At 63.5% G+C, this 19553-nt stretch carries 14 protein-coding genes; 7 read left to right on the top strand and 7 right to left on the bottom strand.

All coding sequences use genetic code 11. The features are described 5' to 3' along the window. The 4 genes from ligA to moaA form a co-directional block, all read right to left on the bottom strand. On the bottom strand, positions 1-2253 hold a 2253-nt coding region (gene ligA / locus LO50_RS17710), incomplete at its 3' end, for an NAD-dependent DNA ligase LigA (protein ID WP_044315814.1). A 287-nt stretch (positions 2254-2540) separates the two neighbouring features. After that, the gene (gene zipA, locus LO50_RS17705; RefSeq protein ID WP_044315813.1) at positions 2541-3362 is read right to left on the bottom strand and encodes a cell division protein ZipA; all 822 of its coding nucleotides are present in this window, start codon (positions 3360-3362) and stop codon (positions 2541-2543) included. Between the two features lie 181 nt (positions 3363-3543). Next, a complete protein-coding gene (smc, locus tag LO50_RS17700) occupies positions 3544-7032 on the bottom strand; it encodes a chromosome segregation protein SMC (RefSeq protein ID WP_044315812.1) in 3489 nt (1162 codons plus the stop codon). Positions 7033-7238: 206 nt separating this feature from the next. Then, positions 7239-8234, bottom strand: coding sequence for a GTP 3',8-cyclase MoaA (gene moaA, locus LO50_RS17695; protein ID WP_044315811.1), 996 nt, complete (start codon positions 8232-8234; stop codon positions 7239-7241). Between the two features lie 189 nt (positions 8235-8423). Here moaA and LO50_RS17690 point away from each other — a divergent pair, with 189 nt between their 5' ends. Both LO50_RS17690 and LO50_RS17685 read left to right on the top strand, forming a co-directional pair. Then, entirely contained in the window at positions 8424-9275 is an 852-nt protein-coding gene (locus tag LO50_RS17690; RefSeq protein WP_031298120.1) for an ion transporter, read from the top strand. 121 nt (positions 9276-9396) lie between these two features. Further along, positions 9397-9810 (top strand): CopD family protein, encoded by a 414-nt coding sequence (locus tag LO50_RS17685; RefSeq protein ID WP_003285474.1) that lies wholly within the window; start codon positions 9397-9399, stop codon positions 9808-9810. A gap of 121 nt (positions 9811-9931) precedes the next feature. On the opposite strand, the gene LO50_RS17680 is transcribed toward LO50_RS17685, so the two are convergent. Then, positions 9932-10408 carry a DUF2231 domain-containing protein gene (locus LO50_RS17680; RefSeq protein WP_003285475.1) on the bottom strand — a complete coding sequence of 159 codons (477 nt, stop codon included), beginning with the start codon at positions 10406-10408 and terminating at the stop codon, positions 9932-9934. A gap of 147 nt (positions 10409-10555) precedes the next feature. Between LO50_RS17680 and coxB the strand changes: the two genes are divergently transcribed. Genes coxB through LO50_RS17660 form a run of 4 tightly spaced genes read left to right on the top strand, consistent with a single transcriptional unit; the run spans position 10556 to position 15199 of the window. Next, the gene (gene coxB / locus LO50_RS17675; RefSeq protein ID WP_044315810.1) at positions 10556-11446 is read left to right on the top strand and encodes a cytochrome c oxidase subunit II; all 891 of its coding nucleotides are present in this window, start codon (positions 10556-10558) and stop codon (positions 11444-11446) included. Continuing rightward, entirely contained in the window at positions 11443-13971 is a 2529-nt protein-coding gene (ctaD, locus tag LO50_RS17670; protein WP_044315809.1) for a cytochrome c oxidase subunit I, read from the top strand. The genes coxB and ctaD overlap by 4 nt, the downstream gene beginning before the upstream one ends. Next, positions 13971-14330 (top strand): hypothetical protein, encoded by a 360-nt coding sequence (locus tag LO50_RS17665; RefSeq protein WP_003301821.1) that lies wholly within the window; start codon positions 13971-13973, stop codon positions 14328-14330. The genes ctaD and LO50_RS17665 overlap by 1 nt, the downstream gene beginning before the upstream one ends. A gap of 11 nt (positions 14331-14341) precedes the next feature. Beyond that, the gene (locus tag LO50_RS17660; protein WP_152623990.1) at positions 14342-15199 is read left to right on the top strand and encodes a cytochrome c oxidase assembly protein; all 858 of its coding nucleotides are present in this window, start codon (positions 14342-14344) and stop codon (positions 15197-15199) included. Between the two features lie 101 nt (positions 15200-15300). Here LO50_RS17660 and tusA read toward each other — a convergent pair whose 3' ends face one another. Next, positions 15301-15558: a sulfurtransferase TusA gene (tusA, locus tag LO50_RS17655; protein ID WP_044315815.1), complete on the bottom strand. Its 258-nt coding sequence runs from the start codon at positions 15556-15558 to the stop codon at positions 15301-15303. A gap of 65 nt (positions 15559-15623) precedes the next feature. Then, positions 15624-16673 carry a 23S rRNA (cytidine(2498)-2'-O)-methyltransferase RlmM gene (gene rlmM, locus LO50_RS17650; RefSeq protein WP_044315807.1) on the bottom strand — a complete coding sequence of 350 codons (1050 nt, stop codon included), beginning with the start codon at positions 16671-16673 and terminating at the stop codon, positions 15624-15626. Positions 16674-16837: 164 nt separating this feature from the next. Between rlmM and acnA the strand changes: the two genes are divergently transcribed. Further along, entirely contained in the window at positions 16838-19513 is a 2676-nt protein-coding gene (acnA, locus tag LO50_RS17645; protein WP_044315806.1) for an aconitate hydratase AcnA, read from the top strand. Positions 19514-19553: the final 40 nt, after the last annotated feature.

Genomic DNA, 19553 nt, shown 5'->3' with positions numbered 1-19553 from the left:
GTTGGTTTTGGCGGATACGGACCCGGCGACCTTTGCCCCCAAAGCCTCCAGCCGCGCCTTGCCATCATCACGACTCATGGTTTCCAGCGTGCCGGTCAGTACCCAGGTCTGCCCGGCCAGCGGGAGGCCTTCGGCGGCTTTCCGCTCGCTCTCCCAGTGCATGCCGAAATCCCGCAGCTGGGCTTCGATAGCGCGGGCGCGTTCAGCGTTCTCAGGTTTGTCGAAGTAGTCGCGCAGGGAGCGTGCGGCCTTTTCGTTCAGCCGTTCAACCTGACGCAGGTCGAGCCAGTCGGCGGCGATGATTGCCTCGAGCGAGCCGAAACGCTCTGCCAGTCGCTGGGCACCGGTGCGGGCGATATGAGGAATGTTGAGCCGGTCGAGCAGATCGGGCAGTGTCGCGCAGGCTGCGAACTCCGGATGCACGTCGCCCTCCTCCTGCGGCTCGACGCCACGCTCACGCAGCAGCGCGATGACAGTGCGGTTGTGTTCGTCCTCGAAGAAGCTATGGATCTCATGGGCGACTTCGAGCCCCACGTCGGGCAGGTAGACGAGCACGTCGGGCAGCGCGCGGCAGATTCGATCCAGAGAGCCCAGCGCCCGCGCAAGCAACTTGGCGGTTTCCTCGCCGACATCGGGTATGCCGAGGGCGTAGACGAACCGCGCGAGACTCGGTTTGCGACTGGCATCAATCGCATTGAGCAGGTTACGCGTGGATATTTCGGCGAAACCTTCCAGGTCTATGACCTGCTCATGGGTCAGGCAGTAGAGATCCGCTGGCGATTTGACCAACCCTCTATCGACCAGCTGCTCGACGATCTTGTCGCCCAGGCCGTCGATATCCATCGCTCGGCGCGAGACGAAATGGATGATCGCCTGCTTAAGCTGCGCCTGGCAGGCCAGCCGGCCAACGCAACGGTAGATCGAGCCTTCGCTGACCGATTCACGCCCCTTGCTGCGCTTGATCAGCTGGGTACGCTCCACGGCAGAACCGCACACCGGGCACTGCTCCGGCACATGCACGGCGCGCGCGTCGGCCGGGCGACGCTCGGCAATTACGCCGAGGATCTGGGGAATCACATCGCCTGCACGGCGCACGATCACCGTATCGCCGACCATCACGTCCAGGCGCGCCACTTCGTCCATGTTGTGCAGCGTCGCGTTGGACACCGTAACGCCCGCCACCTGCACCGGCTTTAGCCGTGCGACCGGGGTGATGGCGCCAGTACGGCCGACTTGGAACTCCACGTCGAGCAGTTCGGTGATCTCTTCCCGCGCGGGAAACTTGTGGGCGATGGCCCAGCGCGGTTCGCGTGCACGGAAGCCCAGTTCGCGCTGCTGCTCGACGGCATTGACCTTGAACACCACGCCGTCGATTTCGTAAGGCAGCGCGTCGCGCTTTGCACCGATGGCGTCGTAATAGGCGCGGCATTCGGCAACGCCCTTGGCCAGCTTCAGTTCACGGCTGATGGGCAGGCCCCAGCTTTTCAGCGCTTCGAGAATCCCGATGTGCGTACCCGGCAGCTCACCATCGCTACGCCCGACACCATATGCACACAGCTCAAGCGGACGACTTGCGGTGATCTTCGAATCCAGCTGGCGCAGGCTTCCAGCAGCGGCGTTGCGGGGATTGGCGAAGGGTTTGCCGCCGCTTTCCAGCTGCCGCGCATTCAGCGCTTCGAACCCCGCCTTGGGCATGTAGATTTCGCCGCGCACCTCGAGTACCGCAGGCCAGCCACTGCCATGCAGCTTCAATGGAATGTTGCGTACGGTGCGCACGTTGGCGCTGATGTCCTCACCCGTGCTGCCATCACCCCGTGTGGCGCCGCGCACCAGATGGCCGTTCTCATACAGCAGGCTGACCGCCAGGCCGTCCAGCTTGGGTTCGCAGCTGTACTCGACCACAGCGCCATCACTGAACAGATCGCCCGCCGGCAGATCCAGCCCTTCGCGCACGCGGCGGTCGAAATCGAGCAGATCCTGCTCCTCGAAGGCGTTGCCCAGGCTCAGCATCGGTACTTCGTGGCGCACCTGACCGAACGCCGCCAGTGCCGCCCCTCCCACCCGTTGGGTTGGCGACTCGGGTGTCACCAGCTCCGGGTGCTCCGCCTCGAGCGCCTTGAGTTCATTGAACAGACGGTCGTACTCGGCATCGGGAACGCTGGGTTCGTCGAGCACGTAGTAGCGGTAGTTGTGGGCGTCGATTTCGCTGCGCAGTTCGGCGATGCGCTCGGCGGCGGTTTGGGCGGAAGGCATAAGGACGGAGCCGTGACTGGGGCTGTGCTGATTCAGACCGCATCAGCGCGCCTTGGTTGATATGGAAGGCGTCGGATTCTAGCCGAATGCGAGTCCGAAGGCAGGTCTGCGGGTACTGATGGCTGGGGTCGGACTGGGCAAGCAGCGTTGCGGACGATGCGCTGAAGCGAAGTGCTGGGGGCTGAAGCCCACCCTACGACAGTCTGCAGAGCGAGGCGGCAGGCCAGTGAAAGCGAGTCTGCCCAATCAAACGCAACACCGGGCGCGAGGCCCGGTGCGGTGAGTTATCAGCGTTGCTTGATGGTCATCTGCCGGCGTTCGAACTCGACGATGCGCTGGCGGTAGTGCTCGATGGTCTGGGCGGTGAGAACGCTGCGCTGGTCATCCTTCAACTCGCCGTTGAGCTCCTGGGACAGCTTGCGCGCCGCAGCAACCATGACATCGAAGGCCTGCTTGGGATGGCGTGGGCCGGGCAGACCGAGGAAGAAGCTCACGGCCGGCGTGGTGAAGTGATCGATGTCGTCCAGATCGAAAGTACCAGGCTTGACGGCATTGGCCATGGAGAACAGCACCTCGCCATTGCCGGCCATGCTTTCGTGGCGATGGAAGATGTCCATTTCGCCGAAGCGCAGGCCACTCTCGAGAATGTTCTGCAGCAGCGCCGGACCACGGAAACCGTGAGGATCACGGCAAATGACGTTGATAACGAGTACTTCCTCGACGGGCGCCAGTTCCTTCTGCGGCTGGTCTTTCCCTTCCTCGTCATCACCAACAACCGGATCGAGCAGCGTCGGTACAGGCTCGTCGCTGTTGAGCTGGAGGTCGCCCTGAAAGGGTTCGTTCTGCCGGCGCTTCTTGCCGGACTCGCGCGCGCTCACCGTCGGCATGTCGCCCTCATCCAGAGAAGGCTCTTGATCGCGATTAACCACACGCGCCGGGCCTAGAAGCTCCGGAGAATCGTCGGCATCGGGAAGGTTGGAGAGGCTGCGGTCCAGCTTGAATTTCAGCTTGCCCTTGCCACCGCGCATGCGACGCCAGCCGTCGAACAGAATGCCGGCAATGACAATGATGCCGATGACGATCAGCCACTCGCGCAGACCGATATCCATTAATGCTTTAACCTCTGAATTCGATGATAAAGACGCAACGAACAGTCACTTGGGACTGCTTCAAGCGCATCGCAAAAATTGTGCTCTAAGCTAGCACGACGAACGGTAACTTTGCACCGTGCGGTAGTTCTCTTTTTATAGCGTTCCTTGTATCAAAAATGCTCAAACACGCGGCTTAATCCTAGGCTTCGGCGAGTGCAACGGCCTGTTCGACGTCGACCGTCACCAGGCGTGAGCAGCCCGGCTCATGCATGGTCACACCCATCAGCTGATCGGCCATTTCCATGGCGATCTTGTTGTGGGTGATGTAGATGAATTGCACTTTCTCCGACATCTCCTTCACCAAGCGCGCGTATCGACCGACGTTCGCATCATCCAGCGGTGCGTCAACTTCATCGAGCATGCAGAACGGCGCGGGATTGAGCTGGAAGATGGCAAAAACCAGCGCCAGCGCCGTCAACGCCTTTTCGCCACCGGAAAGCAGGTGAATGGTGCTGTTCTTCTTTCCGGGCGGGCGCGCCATGATCGCCACCCCGGTATCGAGTAAATCTTCTCCGGTAAGTTCCAGATAGGCATTGCCGCCGCCGAACACTTTCGGGAAAAGCGCCTGCAGGCCACCGTTGATCTGATCGAAGGTCTCCTTGAAGCGATTGCGAGTTTCCCGGTCGATTTTGCGGATGACGTTTTCCAGCGTATCCAGCGCCTCGACCAGATCATCGTTCTGCGCATCGAGGTAACGTTTGCGTTCCGATTGCTGCTGGTACTCATCGATCGCCGCGAGGTTGATCGGGCCCAGGCGCTGAATGCGCTGGCCAAGGCGCTCCAGCTCCGCCTCCCAACTCGGCTCATCTGCATCGGCAGGGAGTGTGCCAAGCACGCCATGCAGATCGTAGCCGTCCTCCTGCAGCTGGTCCTGCAACGTCTTGCGGCGGACGCTCAGCCCTTGCCAATCCAGCCTTTGCTGCTCCAGCTGCCCACGTAGCAGCTGCGCTTGCTGCTCGGCCTGAGTGCGGCGTTTTTCGGCATCACGCAGCTCGCGGTCGGCGTCTTCCAGGGCCAGTCGCGCATGCTTGAGTTCGTCTTCGACACCCATGCGACGCTCCAGCAGCTCTTCGAGCTTCATGCGCAGTTCTTCCAGCGGTGCCTCGCCCTCCTCCAGGTTCAGCGTCAGCTGCTCGCGGCGCTCGATGGCACGTTCGAACTGTTGCTCCAATCGCTCCAGCGCCTGCCGGGTGGACTCGTACTGCGCCTTGAGCGAACCGACCCGCAACGCCAGCTGATGCGCCTGGTCCTTGTGCTGACGGGCATCCTGGCGAATGCGATCGAGCCGCTCGCGAATGCCGTCGCGACTGGCCAGCAATGTCTCGCGCTGCTCGGTGTCCTGGGCCATCGCATCCAGCGCGTCCTGTAGTTGCAGACGCGCCTCGCCGAGCTGTTCGGTCTCGATCTCGCGCTGTTCGTTCTGCTCGGAAAGCTCTTCATCCAGACGCTGGCGGCGCAGCGCCAACTGCTCGAGGCGCGCTTGCCCGGCAGATAGCTGCGCCTTGAGATCGCTATGGCTGCGAGCTTCCTCCTGCTGCCGACGACGCTGCTGCTCGCGCTCGTCTTCGAGACGGGCCTGATCGCTACGCAACTCAGCGATGCGCTCCTCGACTGCAGCCAGGGCGGTTTCACGCTCTTCGCGCTCTGCCTGTAACCGCTCCAATTCCTGCCCGCGGGCGAGCACACCGGATTCGGCCTCGCTGGCGCGCCGCACCCGCAGAAAATGCCGACCGACCCAGTAGCCGTCGCGGCTTACCAGGCTTTCGCCATCGTTGAGACCCGAGCGCGCGGCCAGCGCCTGCTCCAGCGAATCGACCGGACGCACGTTGCCCAGCCAGGGCGACAGATCCAGAGCGGACTCGACCAGATCGAGCAAGCTACCAGCGCGGCGCGCACCGCCATTTGCAGGGCTGACCAACCGCAGGTCGCCCTGCTCGAAGCCCTCGAAGTCGATCGCCGCAAAATCATCCAGCAGCACGGCATGCAGATCGGCGCCCAGCACGGTTTCCACCGCCACTTCCCAACCGGGCTCGACACGCAGCCCTTCGGCGAGGCGCGGGCGCTTTTCCAACCCTTGCTCACGCAGCCACTCGCCGACGCCTTTGCCGGGATCCATCGCCGCCTGCTGCAGCGCCTCCAGCGAGGCGATGCGGCCATTCAGACGCTGCAGATCACCCTGCGCCTGCTGCTGCGTCTGGGTCGCCTGCTGCAACGCTTCACGCAATTGCTCTAGGCGTTCATTGAGCGCATCGCCGGCCGCGGCGAGCGCTTCGAGATCGAGCTCACTGGCGGCAAGCTGCTCGCCCAGCTCGAGAATCGCCACATCTTCAGGATCGGTAGCCAGCAGCGCACGTTCGTCATCCAGACGACGTTGACGCTCGGCCAACCGTTCCAGACTCTGCTCCAGCTGCTGGATGCGCGACTGCTGGACCTCAGCCACGCGGCGTGGCTCAGCGCTGAGCTGATTGAAGCGTTCCCATTGTTCCTGCCAGCCCTGCATGGCCGCTTCAGCATCTTCCAGCTGGACGGCAGATTCCTCCGCGGCGGCGCCGGAGAGCTCCTGCTCGGGCTCGAGCATCGCCAGCTCTTCACCCAAGGTAGCGAGCAGCGTGCGGTCGTGGCCAAGGTGCGATTCAGTCTCCAGCCGCGCCTGCTCCGCCTCGCGCAGATCGTCCTGCAACTGACGCAGGCGCTGCTGGCCGTGCTGGATGCTTTGCTCGACCCGGGCGATATCGCCGCCAACCGAATAGAAGCGACCCTGCACCTGGTTGAAGCGCTCGGACAGTTCGTGGTGGCCGTCACGCAAGCGTTCGATGCTCGCATCGGCGTTGCGCTGCTCGGCGACCAGCGCTTCGAAGGCGACTTCCTGATCGCCGATGACCTGCTCGCGCTGGCCGACCTGCTCGTTCAAGGCCTGCCAGCGCAGTGCCGACAGCTGCGCCTTGAGCTGACGCTCTTCGGCCTTGTATTCCTGATACTTCTCCGCCGACTGCGCCTGACGGTGCAGACGTTCGAGCTGGCGTTCCAGCTCTTCGCGCAGGTCGGTCAGGCGAGCCAGGTTCTCGTGCGTCCGACGAATACGGTTCTCGGTTTCGCGCCGGCGCTCCTTGTACTTGGAGATGCCGGCCGCTTCCTCGATGAAGTTGCGCAGGTCCTCGGGCTTGGCCTCGATCAGTTTGGAGATCATGCCCTGCTCGATGATCGAGTAACTGCGCGGCCCGAGCCCGGTGCCGAGGAAGATATCGGTGATATCGCGGCGCCGGCACTTCACGCCGTTGAGAAAGTAGGTGTTCTGCGAGTCGCGGGTGACGCGGCGGCGGATGGAAATTTCGGCGAAGGCTGCATACTCACCGGTCAGCGTGCCGTCGGAGTTATCGAAGATCAGCTCGATGCTCGCCTGGGTTACCGGCTTGCGCGTGTTCGAGCCATTGAAGATGACGTCCGTCATCGACTCGCCACGCAGGTTCTTAGCCGAGCTTTCGCCCATTACCCAGCGCACGGCGTCGATGATGTTGGATTTGCCGCAGCCGTTCGGCCCGACCACCGCCGCCATGTTGCTCGGAAAGCTGACGGTGGTGGGATCGACGAAGGATTTGAAGCCGGCGAGTTTGATGCTTTTCAGTCGCATGCGGCCTATCCGTGGCAGTAAGCGTGGGAACGAGCAAGCGGGGTCGCCGTGAACATCGGAAATCCTGGCATGGAATGGGTACTGGCAAGAAGCCAGGGAGTTTATCACGCAGCCTGGCTCCGCTCGCAGCGTGGCGGCGCACAGAACGGTGTGGCAGGTGAAGGCATCCGAACTGCAAGCGGCGCTCGGGCTGGAAAGACGATTCGTCAGCCGCCCGTCATGCTCATGAAGCGCACCACCTGAACCTGCTCATCAGTGCGGAAGTGATGTTTCTCCGGCTTGAGTTGCAGTGCGTCCACCAGCGCATTGCGCAGGCGTTCGCCATCGACCGGATGCCGACGCATCAGGCTTTTCAGATCCAGCGCACCCTCGTGGCCGAGGCATAGCACCAGCTTGCCTTCGGCAGTCACGCGGACGCGGTTGCAACTGCCGCAGAAGTTGTTGCTGTGGGGCGAAATGAAGCCGACCTGTGTTTCGCTGCCCGCTACCTGCCAGTAACGCGACGGGCCGCCGGTGGCATGACTGCTGCGTACCAGGGTATGCCGCGCCTCGATTCGCTCACGCACTTCGTCGCTGGAACAGAAAGTGATCTGGCGTTGATGACTGGACACGCTGCCCAGCGGCATCTCCTCGATGAAGCTGATATCCAGGCCGCGCTCGATGGCGAACTCCACCAGATCGAGAATCTCGTCGTCGTTGCGCCCCTTCTGCACCACGCTGTTGAGCTTGATCCGCTTGAAGCCAGCAGCGCGTGCCGCCTCGATGCCTGCCAGTACCTGATCGAGGCGGTCACGGCGGGTCAGTTCGGCGAAGCGGTCGCGCTTGAGCGAGTCGAGGCTGATGTTCAGGCGCTTCACCCCGGCATCACGCAGCGCCGGCGCCAGACTTGGCAGCTGTGAACCGTTGGTGGTGATGGCCAGGTCTTCGAGCTCGCTGCGCGCGCCCAGTTGCGCCAGCAGGCCGGTCAGACCCTTGCGCACCAACGGCTCGCCGCCGGTCACGCGAATGCGTTTGACACCGAGACTGATGAAGGCATCGGCCACGGCATAGAGCTCTTCGAGGGTAAGTATCTGCGCGCGGGGAGCGAAGACCATGTCTTCGCTCATGCAGTAGGTGCAGCGAAAATCGCAGCGATCGGTTACCGATAACCTCAGGTAGGTGATGCGCCGGCCGAACGGGTCGACCAACTGGGAATCGGGCATGGAACTCTCCAACTGCTGGCTGCGCCTGTATTCAGACTATGCGCTAAGCGCGAATCAGGCAAAGTGACGTTACCAACGGCGAGCGGTCCGCGCCACCGCCGGGCATGCAGCATCACGGTCGCAATGCTTTAATGAGCCGCTTTGGCAGGCGACCCGCTGACCTGCAACCCATGCGAGAGACCACAGCGAATGGATAACGACTCCTTGAAAGCGATGAGCTGGCGCGAACGGCTATACGTCATCATCTTTTTCACCAATACCCCAGCGGGAAAACGCTTCGATACCTGGCTGCTGGTGATTATCCTCGCCAGTCTGGTCGTGGTGATGGTCGACAGCATCGCCTCCTTCAATGAGCGCCACGGGGAGCTGCTGACCACTCTGGAATGGGGATTCACCACGATATTCGCCCTGGAATACCTGGTGCGCATCTACACCCACCCCGAGCCACGCAAATACATCTTCAGCTTCTACGGCGCGGTGGACCTGCTCTCGGTGCTGCCGGCCTTCATCGCCCTGCTGCTACCCGATGCGCAGTACCTGCTGGTGGTACGCATCGTCCGCATGCTGCGGATTTTCCGTGTACTCAAGCTCACGCCCTACCTGAGCCAGGCGAACTTCCTGCTGGTGGCGCTGCAGGGCAGCCGGCAGAAGATCATCGTCTTCCTCGTCAGCGTAACCACCCTGATCATCGTTTACGGCACGCTGATGTATGTGATCGAAGGGCCAGGCAATGGCTTCACCAGCATTCCGATAAGCATCTACTGGGCGGTGGTCACACTGACCACGGTCGGCTTCGGCGATATCGTTCCGCATACGCCGTTGGGCAAGGCGCTGGCGACGATGGTGATGATCACTGGTTATTCGATCATCGCCGTGCCGACCGGCATCTTCACCGCCGAGCTGGCGAATGCCATGCGCCAGGACAGCCTGCGCCACAGCTGCCCGACCTGCGACAAGCTCACCCATGAGCCCAATGCGGCCTTCTGCAGTCGCTGCGGCAGCCAGCTGTTCGAGCGACGCGAAGGCGAGGCGCGCGACTGACACGAGCCAACCGTCGCGCGGGCTGGGTTGCCGACCCGCTGCATCGCCAACGGCATGGCGAACTGCCCTGAAGCAGGGCTGTCACATCCTCTGACTCGCGTCAGGCAGGATGGAGACCGGCATGCCCTTGCTCAAACTGCTGCACTTCGCTGCCCTGCTCTGCTGGTGCGGCTCGCTGCTTTATCTCCCGGCGCTGATCGCGGCGGGCACCAAGCGTAGCGATCAGCTCTTCTACCGTGACCATGCACACCTCACCCGCATGGTCTTCACCCTCATCAGCACCCCGGCTGCGCTGCTGGCGATCGGCTCCGGCACGGCGCTGTTCCTGCGCGACGGCACGCTGGCAGGCTGGCTGATCATGAAGCTCACGGTGGTGACGGCGATGGCGCTCTGTCATGCGCTGTGCGGCGTTCTCGTCCTGCGCATCGAACGCGAGCCGGAGCGTGGCGTCACATACCAGTGCATCACCTTGGGCGTGATGGTGCCCGTGCTGATCGCCCTGACTCTGTGGCTGGTGCTGGCCAAGCCCTTCTGACCTCAAGGAACGACCGCCTCGCATGACCGACTCTCCGGCCCGATTCGTATACCCTCAGCGCCATTGCGCGGCGCAGCCCGGCAGGTCGCCAGGAGACGACTCGATCAGTTGCGACTCGCGCTTACGGCCCATCACCTTCAACGTCCACACCGACTGCGTGCTCGTAGACCAGGCGCCCGCCGAGAAAGGCCGCCAGCGAGATCAGCACGGCGGTCAGCAGCGACAGGTAGAGACCCCACATGGCATCGCCGTCACCGCGATCCATGCCCTGGTAGCGCAACAGCCAGTTCAGCGAGGCCAGGGAAAGCATCATCACCGCCAGGATCGCATGGCACCACGCGGTCACCTTGCGGCGAATCTGCTGCACGGTGACCAGATCAATCACGCCGGCGACGCTGGCGATCCAGCCGCCGATCGCACCCACACCGGAAAGCCAGAGGCCAGCGCGCCACCAGAATTCGTCAAGCGTCCACAGGTAGGCGAGATCCGCCGGCACCAGGCCGATCAACGCCGCGACGGGGAAGTGAATCATCATCGGGTGCAGCGGATGGCCGGCAATGGCGGCGTTACTGTTGATGGACTCGCGTTCTGTGGCCATCCGGCCCTCCCAGGCACTGATTTGAAATGGGCCGCCCGGTCATCGAGACGAGGCGGCAACCCTTTCAAATGGACCACGCTGGCGCTGGCAGTTCCTTTACTCGCTGGCTGCGACGGCCCGCAATCGGCGCTTTCACCAGCCGGCCCGATGGCCCGCGACGTGGCGAACGTCTGGTGGGTGATGTTCGGTTTTTCCGTGGTGGTGCTGCTGGTGGTGAGCGTGCTGTGGATCTACGCCATGTTGCGTCGTCCGCAAACGCATACCGCCGAAGAAGCCAAGCGGATCAATCGGCGCTGGATCATCGGCGGTGGCATCATCCTGCCCACTGTCACCATCATCGCGCTGCTGGCGTTCGGCATCCCCACCGGGCGCGGCATGCTGCCGTTGCCGGTCGAAGGCGAGCAACCGCTGCGCATCCAAGTCATCGGCCATCAATGGTGGTGGGAGGTGCGCTACCCGGAAAGCGGCGTGGTGACGGCCAACCAGTTCATCCTGCCGATCGATCGCCCGGTGGACGTGGAGGTCAGCAGCGCCGACGTGATCCACTCGTTCTGGGTGCCGCGCCTGGGCGGCAAGCTGGACATGGTTCCCGGCCGGACCAATACCCTGCGCGTGCAGGCCTCGCAGACCGGAATTTTCCGCGGGCAATGTTCGGAGTTCTGCGGCAGCCAGCATGCGCACATGATTCTGCACGTGGAGGCGCTCGACGCCGCTGCCTTTGCCAGTTGGGTCGAGGCGCGCCGTGAACTGCAGCACCAGTCGCCCAACGGCGATGCCGGCCGCGTCTTCGCCGAGCGCTGTGGGCAATGCCACCGCGTCGCCGGCGTCAGCGAGGGCAATCGCGCACCGGACTTGAGCGATCTCGCCACCCGCCCGACCCTCGGCGCCGGCGTGATCGAGAACGATGCGGACGGCCTTCGCCGCTGGCTGAGCGATCACCAGAGCCTCAAGCACGGTAATGCCATGCCGCGGCACGACGACATTCCCGAAGAAACCCTCGGCCAGCTTGCCGACTGGCTGGAGGCACTCGCTCCATGACACCGACCCCGAAGAGTGGCGCGCCCGCTACCGATCTCGACCAGTTGCAGGACCAGTTCAACGAGGTCTGGGGCAACCCCCGCGGTTGGCGCGCGCTGACCATCGTCAACCACACCAGCATCGGTCTGCGCTTTCTGGTCACCGGCGCCTTCTTCTTCCTCGTCGGCGGTTTGCTGGCGATGCTGATCCGCACGCAGCTCGCGCTGCCCGGCTACGAGCTGATGGAGCCGGACGTCTACAACCAGGTTTTCACCATGCATGGCACGGTGATGATGTTCCTCTTCGCGGTCCCGATGATGGAGGGCCTGGCGGTCTACCTGATCCCGAAGATGATCGGCGCCCGCGACCTGGTCTTCCCGCGCCTTTCCGCCCTGGGCTACTACTGCTACCTGTTCGGCGGGCTGATCCTGCTGTCGAGCATCTTTCTCGATGTCGCTCCGAAGGCCGGCTGGTTCATGTACACGCCGCTGTCCAGCTCGGCGCATACGCCGGGTGTGAACTCGGACTTCTGGCTGCTGGGCATTACCTTCGTCGAGATTTCCGCGGTATCCGCCGGCGTCGAGCTGGTGGTGTCGATCCTGCGCACCCGCACCAACGGCATGGCGCTGCACAAGATGCCGCTGTACGCCTGGTACATCCTGGTGATGGCGATGATGATCGTGGTCGGCTTTCCGCCGCTGATCCTCGGCTCGATCCTGCTGGAACTGGAGCGCGCGGCCGGCATGCCGTTCTTCGACGTCGCCCGCGGTGGCGATCCGGTGCTCTGGCAGCACCTGTTCTGGCTGTTCGGCCATCCGGAGGTGTACATCATTTTCCTGCCCGGCGCCGGCATTGTCTCGACGCTCATTCCGGTGTTCTGCCAGCGCCCGCTGGTGGGCTACCGCTGGGTGGTGCTGGGCGTGCTGACCACCGGTTTCATCAGCTTCGGGCTGTGGGTTCACCACATGTTCACCGTAGGCATTCCGCAGCTGGCCACGGCCTTCTTCTCCGCGGCGAGCATGCTGGTTGCGATCCCCACTGGGGTGCAGATCTTCGCCTGGCTGGCGACGCTCTGGCTCGGCAAGCCGGTGTACAGGGTGCCGATGCTCTGGCTGGTGGGTTTTCTCATCGTCTTCGTCGCTGGCGGCCTGACCGGGGTCATGCTGGCACTGGTGCCGTTCGACTGGCAGGTACACGACACCCATTTCGTCGTCGCGCACATGCACTACGTGCTGGTGGGCGGCATGTTGTTCCCGCTGATGGCCGGTCTGTACTACTGGCTGCCGCACTTCTCCGGGCGCATGCCCTCGGAAAAGCTCGGCCGCTGGGGCTTCTGGCTGTTCTTCATCGGCTTCAACGTGACCTTCATGATCATGCACTGGACCGGCCTGATCGGCATGCCAAGGCGCGTCTACACCTATGACACCGGCCTCGGCTGGGACATGCCCAACCTGGTGTCGTCGATCGGCAGCTTCATCATGGCCGCAGGCGTCGCCACCATCCTGCTGGACATCATCCTGCACTTCCGCTTCGGCATCCCGGCGCCGAAGAATCCCTGGAAGGCCGATACGCTGGAATGGGCCACCAGCCTGCCGCCCAGCGCCTACAACTTCGTCAGCCTGCCCGACGTGACGGAGCGCCATCCATTGTGGAAAGACCCGGACCTGCCCGACAGTATCGCCCGCGGTGAGCATGCGTTGACGGTGATCGATCATGGTCGGCGGGAGACCTGGGGCAGCGACCCGCTGACGGGAAAGGTCCGCGAGATCATCCACCTGCCCGGCAACAGCTGGCTGCCGTTCATTGCCTCGGTGTTCCTCGCCGTGCTCTGCCTGAGCCTGCTGAACAAGGCCTACATCCTCGCCATCATCGCCACTGTGGCAACGCTGATCGTGCTGCTGCGCTGGTCCTGGGAAAACGGCGCCCATCCTGCTGCCGCGCCGGACGCCCATACCCAACCCGGCGAACCACCGCTGCATTCACGCACGTTTGACGGCCCGGGCCTGTGGGGCATGGGCGTGACGCTGCTGGCCAATGGCGCGCTGTACCTGTCGCTGCTGTTCGGCTGGTTCTACCTGTGGACCGTGTCGCCGCAATGGCAGGTGCCGGACAGCGACCTGAACGGTTGGCTGATGCTGGCCAGCACAGCGTTGCTGAGTGCCGGCACGCTCTGGCTGCATCGGCTGATCAAGCGCCTGCGCGCCGGTACGCATCGCGGACTGATGGGGCAACTAGCCGGGTTGGCGATCGTGGCCTTCGTTCAATCGGCGATGCTGCTCTGGCTGATGCTGTCGGCCGGCCTGGCGCCGACCGAAACCGCCCACGATGCGGTGATCTTCGTGATGCTGGCGTACAACCTGATTCACTGCACGCTGGCAGCCGTGCTGACCGGACTGCAGGCGTGGCGGGTGGCCCTCGGTTATGTGGGCGACAAGGCGCCATACGAGCCCATCGTGGTCGAGCAGCTCTGGTACTACAACCTGGGTGTGCTGTGGGTCAGCTATGCGGCGATCGTGCTGTTCCCGGCGACCTGGGGAGGTGTCTGATGGCCTATGCACGCACGTCCCCCTTCCATCCGGTGCAGATCCCGATCGGCCTGATCATCTGGAGTCTCTGGTTCGTCGCGATGTACGCTGGCCAGGCGGTGATCTGCAAAGTGAGCCCACCGGACCCCGCCGATGGCGTGTGGAACTGGCTGAATGGCAGCCTGGGTGTGCTGACCCTGCTTACCCTGGCGCTGTTGCTGTGGCTGGCACGCTACTTCTGGCGACTGTCGCGTCCGCCGCGGGAACTGAACGAGCGCCAGCAGTTCGTCACCAAGGTTGCTGCAGGAATTCACTTCATTGCGGCACTGGCCACCCTGTTCGTCGGCATTCCGCTGCTGCAGATTCCGCCATGCCTGTAATCCGACCGCCGATGCGCTGGGCAGCCGCTGTAGCCTTGACCGCCATCTTCCTGCCGGTATCGGCGCGGGCCCATGGCCTGTTCGATGCCCACCTGCTGGACCGCGCGCCCTTGCTGCTCACCGCGGTGCTGGTCGCGGCCGCCTGGCTGCTCTATGCGCTGGGCGCCCGCAAGGTACCGCCGCGGCGCAGCGAAGCTCTCTGCTTTCACAGCGCCATGCTGCTGGTGGTGTTCTCGGTTTTCGGCCCCATCGACGACTGGGCGGAAAGCAGCACCAGCTGGCACATGACCCAGCACATGCTGTTCATCATCGTGATCGCGCCGCTGTGGGCGCTGGCCCGGCCGCTGCCGCAATGGCGCGGCGTCACCGGCCGCTTTGCCCAACCGCTATGGACCGGCATTCTGCGCGCCGGCCGCTACCCGACACTGCTCGCGCTGCTGCATGGCGCGATCATATGGATCTGGCACACGCCGAAGCTCTATGTGCTGGCGCTGGACAACCTCTGGTGGCACGCCTTCGAGCATGCCTGCTTTCTGTTCACCGGCTGGCTGTTCTGGTGGTCGGTGCTGCGCGCCAATCCGAAGCAGGTGCCCCAGGCGTTGATGGCTGTATTGCTGACGCTGATGCACACCGGCCTGCTGGGCGCCCTGCTGACCTTCGGCAGCGTTTCCTTCTATGGAGCAGGCAGGGCGGTGGAGGACCAGCAACTGGCCGGGCTGATCATGTGGGTGCCGGGCGGGCTGGTCTACCTGATCGGCGGCGGCTGGATCGCCTGGCGCTGGCTGACACGCCTGTGGCGGCGGCAGCAGGCGCGCGCGACGCGCGAAGAAACCTCCTACGAAAAGTCCGTGCGTGACGTCAGAGCGTAGGTTGGGCTGAGGAACGTAGCGACGAAGCCCAACATGCCTGCCCCATAACTGTTGGGCTTCGCTGCGCTCAACACCGACCTACCCGCGATTGCGGGACAGCGTCAGCCCTGCTCGCTCTTCTTGCGAATCCAGTAGAGGTAGGTGCCAGCCGCTTCCTGCTGCTCGACCAGATCATGGCCGAGAAAGATGCAGAACTTGGGTATATCACGCTGGGTAGAGGGGTCCGTAGCGATCACCTTGAGCAGGGCACCACCGGTCAGATCGCGCACCTTGTTGTGCAGCATCATCACCGGCTCGGGGCAGTTCAGACCACTGGCATCGAGCACGGCATCGACGGACATTTCAGCTGATTGGGTCATCTTGGGCTCCGGAAAACTGGCGTTCATTGTTACGCATGCGCGCAGGCGGGTCATCCGCTGGCTGATCAGAGACGCCGCAGGTGGCAGGTCACCTCTTCGCGGTCGTGATACAGCTGCTTGCAACCGATACTCGCCTTGACGCCGCGCGCGGCCAGGCCATCGGCGATACGCTCCAGCAGCCGCTTGACCTCGGCATAGCGCTGCTTCATCGGCAGTTTGAGGTTGACCACCGCTTCGCGACACAGGCCTTCGCCGATCCAGGTTTCCAGCAGAGCGGCATTGCGCGCCGGCTTTTCGACGATGTCGCAGACCATCCAGTTCACCGGCTTGCGCGGGCGGAAGGTGAAGCCGTCGGCGCGAAAATGCTCGACCAGCCCGGAATCCATCAGCTCGGCGTTCATCGGGCCGTTGTCCACGGCGCTGACCTTGATGTGCCGGTTGACCAGCTGCCAGGTCCAGCCGCCCGGCGCGGCACCGAGGTCGACGCCGGTCATGCCCGCAGCCAGTCGCGTATCCCATTGGTCACGCGGGATGAAATGATGCCAGGCCTCCTCCAGCTTCAGCGTGGAACGGCTTGGCGCCTGGCGCGGAAACTTCAATCGCGGGATGCCCATCGGCCACAAGGCGCTGTTGTTCGCCTCGGCGATACCGACGAACACCTCACGGCTGCTCTTGAAGGTCAGCAGCAGCCGCGGCCCGTTGCCCTGCTCATCGAGGCGACCGGCCTTGATCAGTGCCTTGCGCAATGGCGCCTCGAACTTGCGGCAGAAGCCGGAAAGCTCCTTGCCGTCGTTGGTGTCCAGCACTTCCAGCCATAGGCCACTGCAGACCGGGTAGCCCGCCAGGTACTCCAGCAGCACGCTGATGCGATCCGTTTCAGGAAGTTGCAGGTACTCACCGCGCGCCCATTGCCGGGGAAAGATCAGTTCGGCGAAACGCAGCTTGCGCATCAGGCGCTCGGCGCCACCGCTTTCGCTGCAAATGAATTGCGCACAGGCGCTCTCAGGTCGCGCCTTGGCGTAGCCGGCCACTTCCAGGGTGGCAGCGTGTTCGCTGATTTCCGCGCAGACCTCGCCCTCGAAACCGGGGCGGCAATGCAGCAGCAATGTGTTCATGTTCGAATCCTGTCAGCGATCGGGCCAGCGCCAAAGCCGCGCATCATAGCTGACCATGGGAACCCTCGCCCGCATGACCCGGTCCAGTGCAGTAGCGAAGCCCCATGGGCTTCACCGCTCATTCATCAGCCAGCCCTTACCGTGTGGGCACAAGGAGATGAGGAATGCCTTCCCTGGATAGCCTGAATTGCCGCCGCAGCCTCGAAGTCGCCGGCAAGACCTACCACTACTACAGCCTGCCCGACGCAGCCGCCCAGCTGGGCGATATCAGCCGCCTACCCACGTCACTGAAGGTACTGCTGGAGAATCTGCTGCGCTGGGAAGACAACCAGACAGTCCGCGCCGACGACCTGAAATCCCTGGTGAGCTGGCTGGACACGCGCAGCTCCAAGATGGAGATCCAGTACCGCCCTGCCCGCGTACTGATGCAGGACTTCACCGGCGTGCCGGCAGTCGTCGACCTGGCGGCCATGCGCGACGCCGTCGCCAAGGCCGGCGGTGATCCGCAGAAGATCAACCCGCTGTCGCCGGTGGATTTGGTCATCGACCACTCGGTGATGGTCGACCGTTTCGGCAACGATCAGGCATTCGAGCAGAACGTTGCCATCGAAATGCAGCGCAACGGTGAACGCTACGAGTTCCTGCGCTGGGGCCAGCAGGCCTTCGACAACTTCGCCGTAGTACCGCCGGGCACCGGTATCTGTCACCAGGTGAATCTGGAATACCTCGGACAGGTGGTCTGGACCCGTGAAGAGAACGGCGAAACCTATGCTTATCCGGATACCCTGGTCGGCACCGACTCGCACACCACCATGATCAACGGCCTCGGCGTGCTCGGCTGGGGTGTCGGCGGCATCGAGGCCGAGGCGGCAATGCTCGGCCAGCCGGTGTCGATGCTGATCCCGGAAGTGATCGGCTTCCGCCTCACCGGCAAGCTCAATGAAGGTGTCACCGCCACCGACCTGGTGCTGACCGTGACGCAGATGCTGCGCAAGCACGGCGTGGTCGGCAAGTTCGTCGAGTTCTTCGGCCCCGGCCTGGATCACCTGCCGCTGGCCGACCGCGCCACCATCGGCAACATGGCCCCGGAATACGGCGCCACGTGCGGCTTCTTCCCGGTCGACCAGGTGACCATCGATTACCTGCGCCTGACAGGCCGCAATGAAGAGCGCATCGCGCTGGTCGAGGCCTACAGCAAGGCCCAGGGCATGTGGCGCGACACCAACTCGCCCGATCCGGAGTTCACCGCTACCCTCGAACTGGACCTGAGCCAGGTTCGACCGTCCGTGGCGGGGCCCAAGCGTCCACAGGATCGAGTGACCCTCGGCGATATCGGCGCGAATTTCGATTTGCTGCTGGAGACCAGCGGGCGCCAGCAACAGGCCGATACCGATTTTGCGGTCGCTGGTGAACAGTTCCAGCTCAAGCATGGCGCAGTAGTGATCGCTGCCATCACCTCCTGCACCAATACTTCGAACCCGAACGTGCTGATGGCCGCCGGCCTGGTCGCCAAGAAGGCCATCGAGCGCGGCCTGCAACGCCAACCCTGGGTCAAAACCTCTCTGGCGCCCGGCTCGAAGGTGGTGACCGACTACCTCGAGCGTGCTGGCCTGACCCGCTATCTCGACGAGCTCGGCTTCAACCTGGTGGGCTACGGCTGCACCACCTGCATCGGCAACTCCGGGCCGCTGCCGGATGCCATCGGCCAGGCGATCACCGATAACGATCTGATCGTTTCTTCCGTCCTGTCCGGCAACCGTAATTTCGAAGGGCGCGTGCATCCGCTGGTCAAGGCCAACTGGCTGGCCTCGCCGCCGCTGGTGGTCGCCTTTGCACTGGCCGGCACCACACGCATCGACATGGACCGCGAACCGCTGGGCTATGACGCGCAGAACCAACCGGTGTACCTGAAGGACATCTGGCCGAGCAGCGCTGAAATCACCGAAGCGGTGGCGCGCATCGATGGCGAGATGTTCCGCAGCCGTTACGCCGACGTGTTCAGCGGCGACGAGCACTGGCAGAAAATTCCGGTCAGCGCCGGGGATACCTACGCGTGGAACGCCAATTCCAGCTACGTGCAGAACCCGCCCTACTTCCAGGATATCGGCCAGCCTCCGACCCCGCCGGCAGATGTCGAGAACGCTCGCGTGCTGGCCTTGTTCGGCGACTCGATCACCACCGACCACATCTCACCGGCCGGCAATATCAAGGCCAGCTCGCCGGCCGGCACCTACCTGCAGTCGCTGGGCGTGGCGCCGGAGGACTTCAACTCCTATGGCTCCCGCCGCGGCAACCATGAAGTGATGATGCGCGGCACCTTCGCCAATATCCGCATCAAGAACGAGATGCTTGGCGGCGAAGAAGGCGGCAATACGCTCTATCAGCCGAGTGGCGAGAAGCTCTCGATCTACGACGCCGCCATGCGTTACCAGGCCGAAGGCGTACCGCTGGTGGTGATCGCCGGCAAGGAGTACGGCACCGGCTCCAGCCGCGACTGGGCGGCCAAGGGTACCAACCTGCTGGGTGTCAAGGCGGTAATCGCCGAGAGCTTCGAGCGTATCCACCGCTCCAACCTGATCGGCATGGGCGTGCTGGCGTTGCAGTTCGTCGATGATCAGACGCGCCAGTCGCTGGGCCTGAACGGTACGGAGAAGTTGTCGATCCGCGGGCTCGGCGCGGATATCGCGCCACGCCAGATGTTGACCGTGGACGTGGAGCGCGCCGATGGCTCGCGTGACTCGTTCCAGGTGCTGAGCCGCATCGATACGCTCAACGAGGTGCAGTACTTCAAGGCCGGCGGAATCCTGCACTACGTGCTGCGCCAGCTGATCGGGAGCTGATCGAAACCCGAAAACGCCGATGCGATTCCTTTCGCATCGG

The sequence above is a fragment of the Stutzerimonas stutzeri genome (assembly GCF_000935215.1).
Classification (GTDB): Bacteria; Pseudomonadota; Gammaproteobacteria; order Pseudomonadales; family Pseudomonadaceae; genus Stutzerimonas.
The sequence above is the reverse complement of the archived record's forward strand: the minus strand, read 5'-3'. Positions and strand labels throughout refer to the sequence as shown.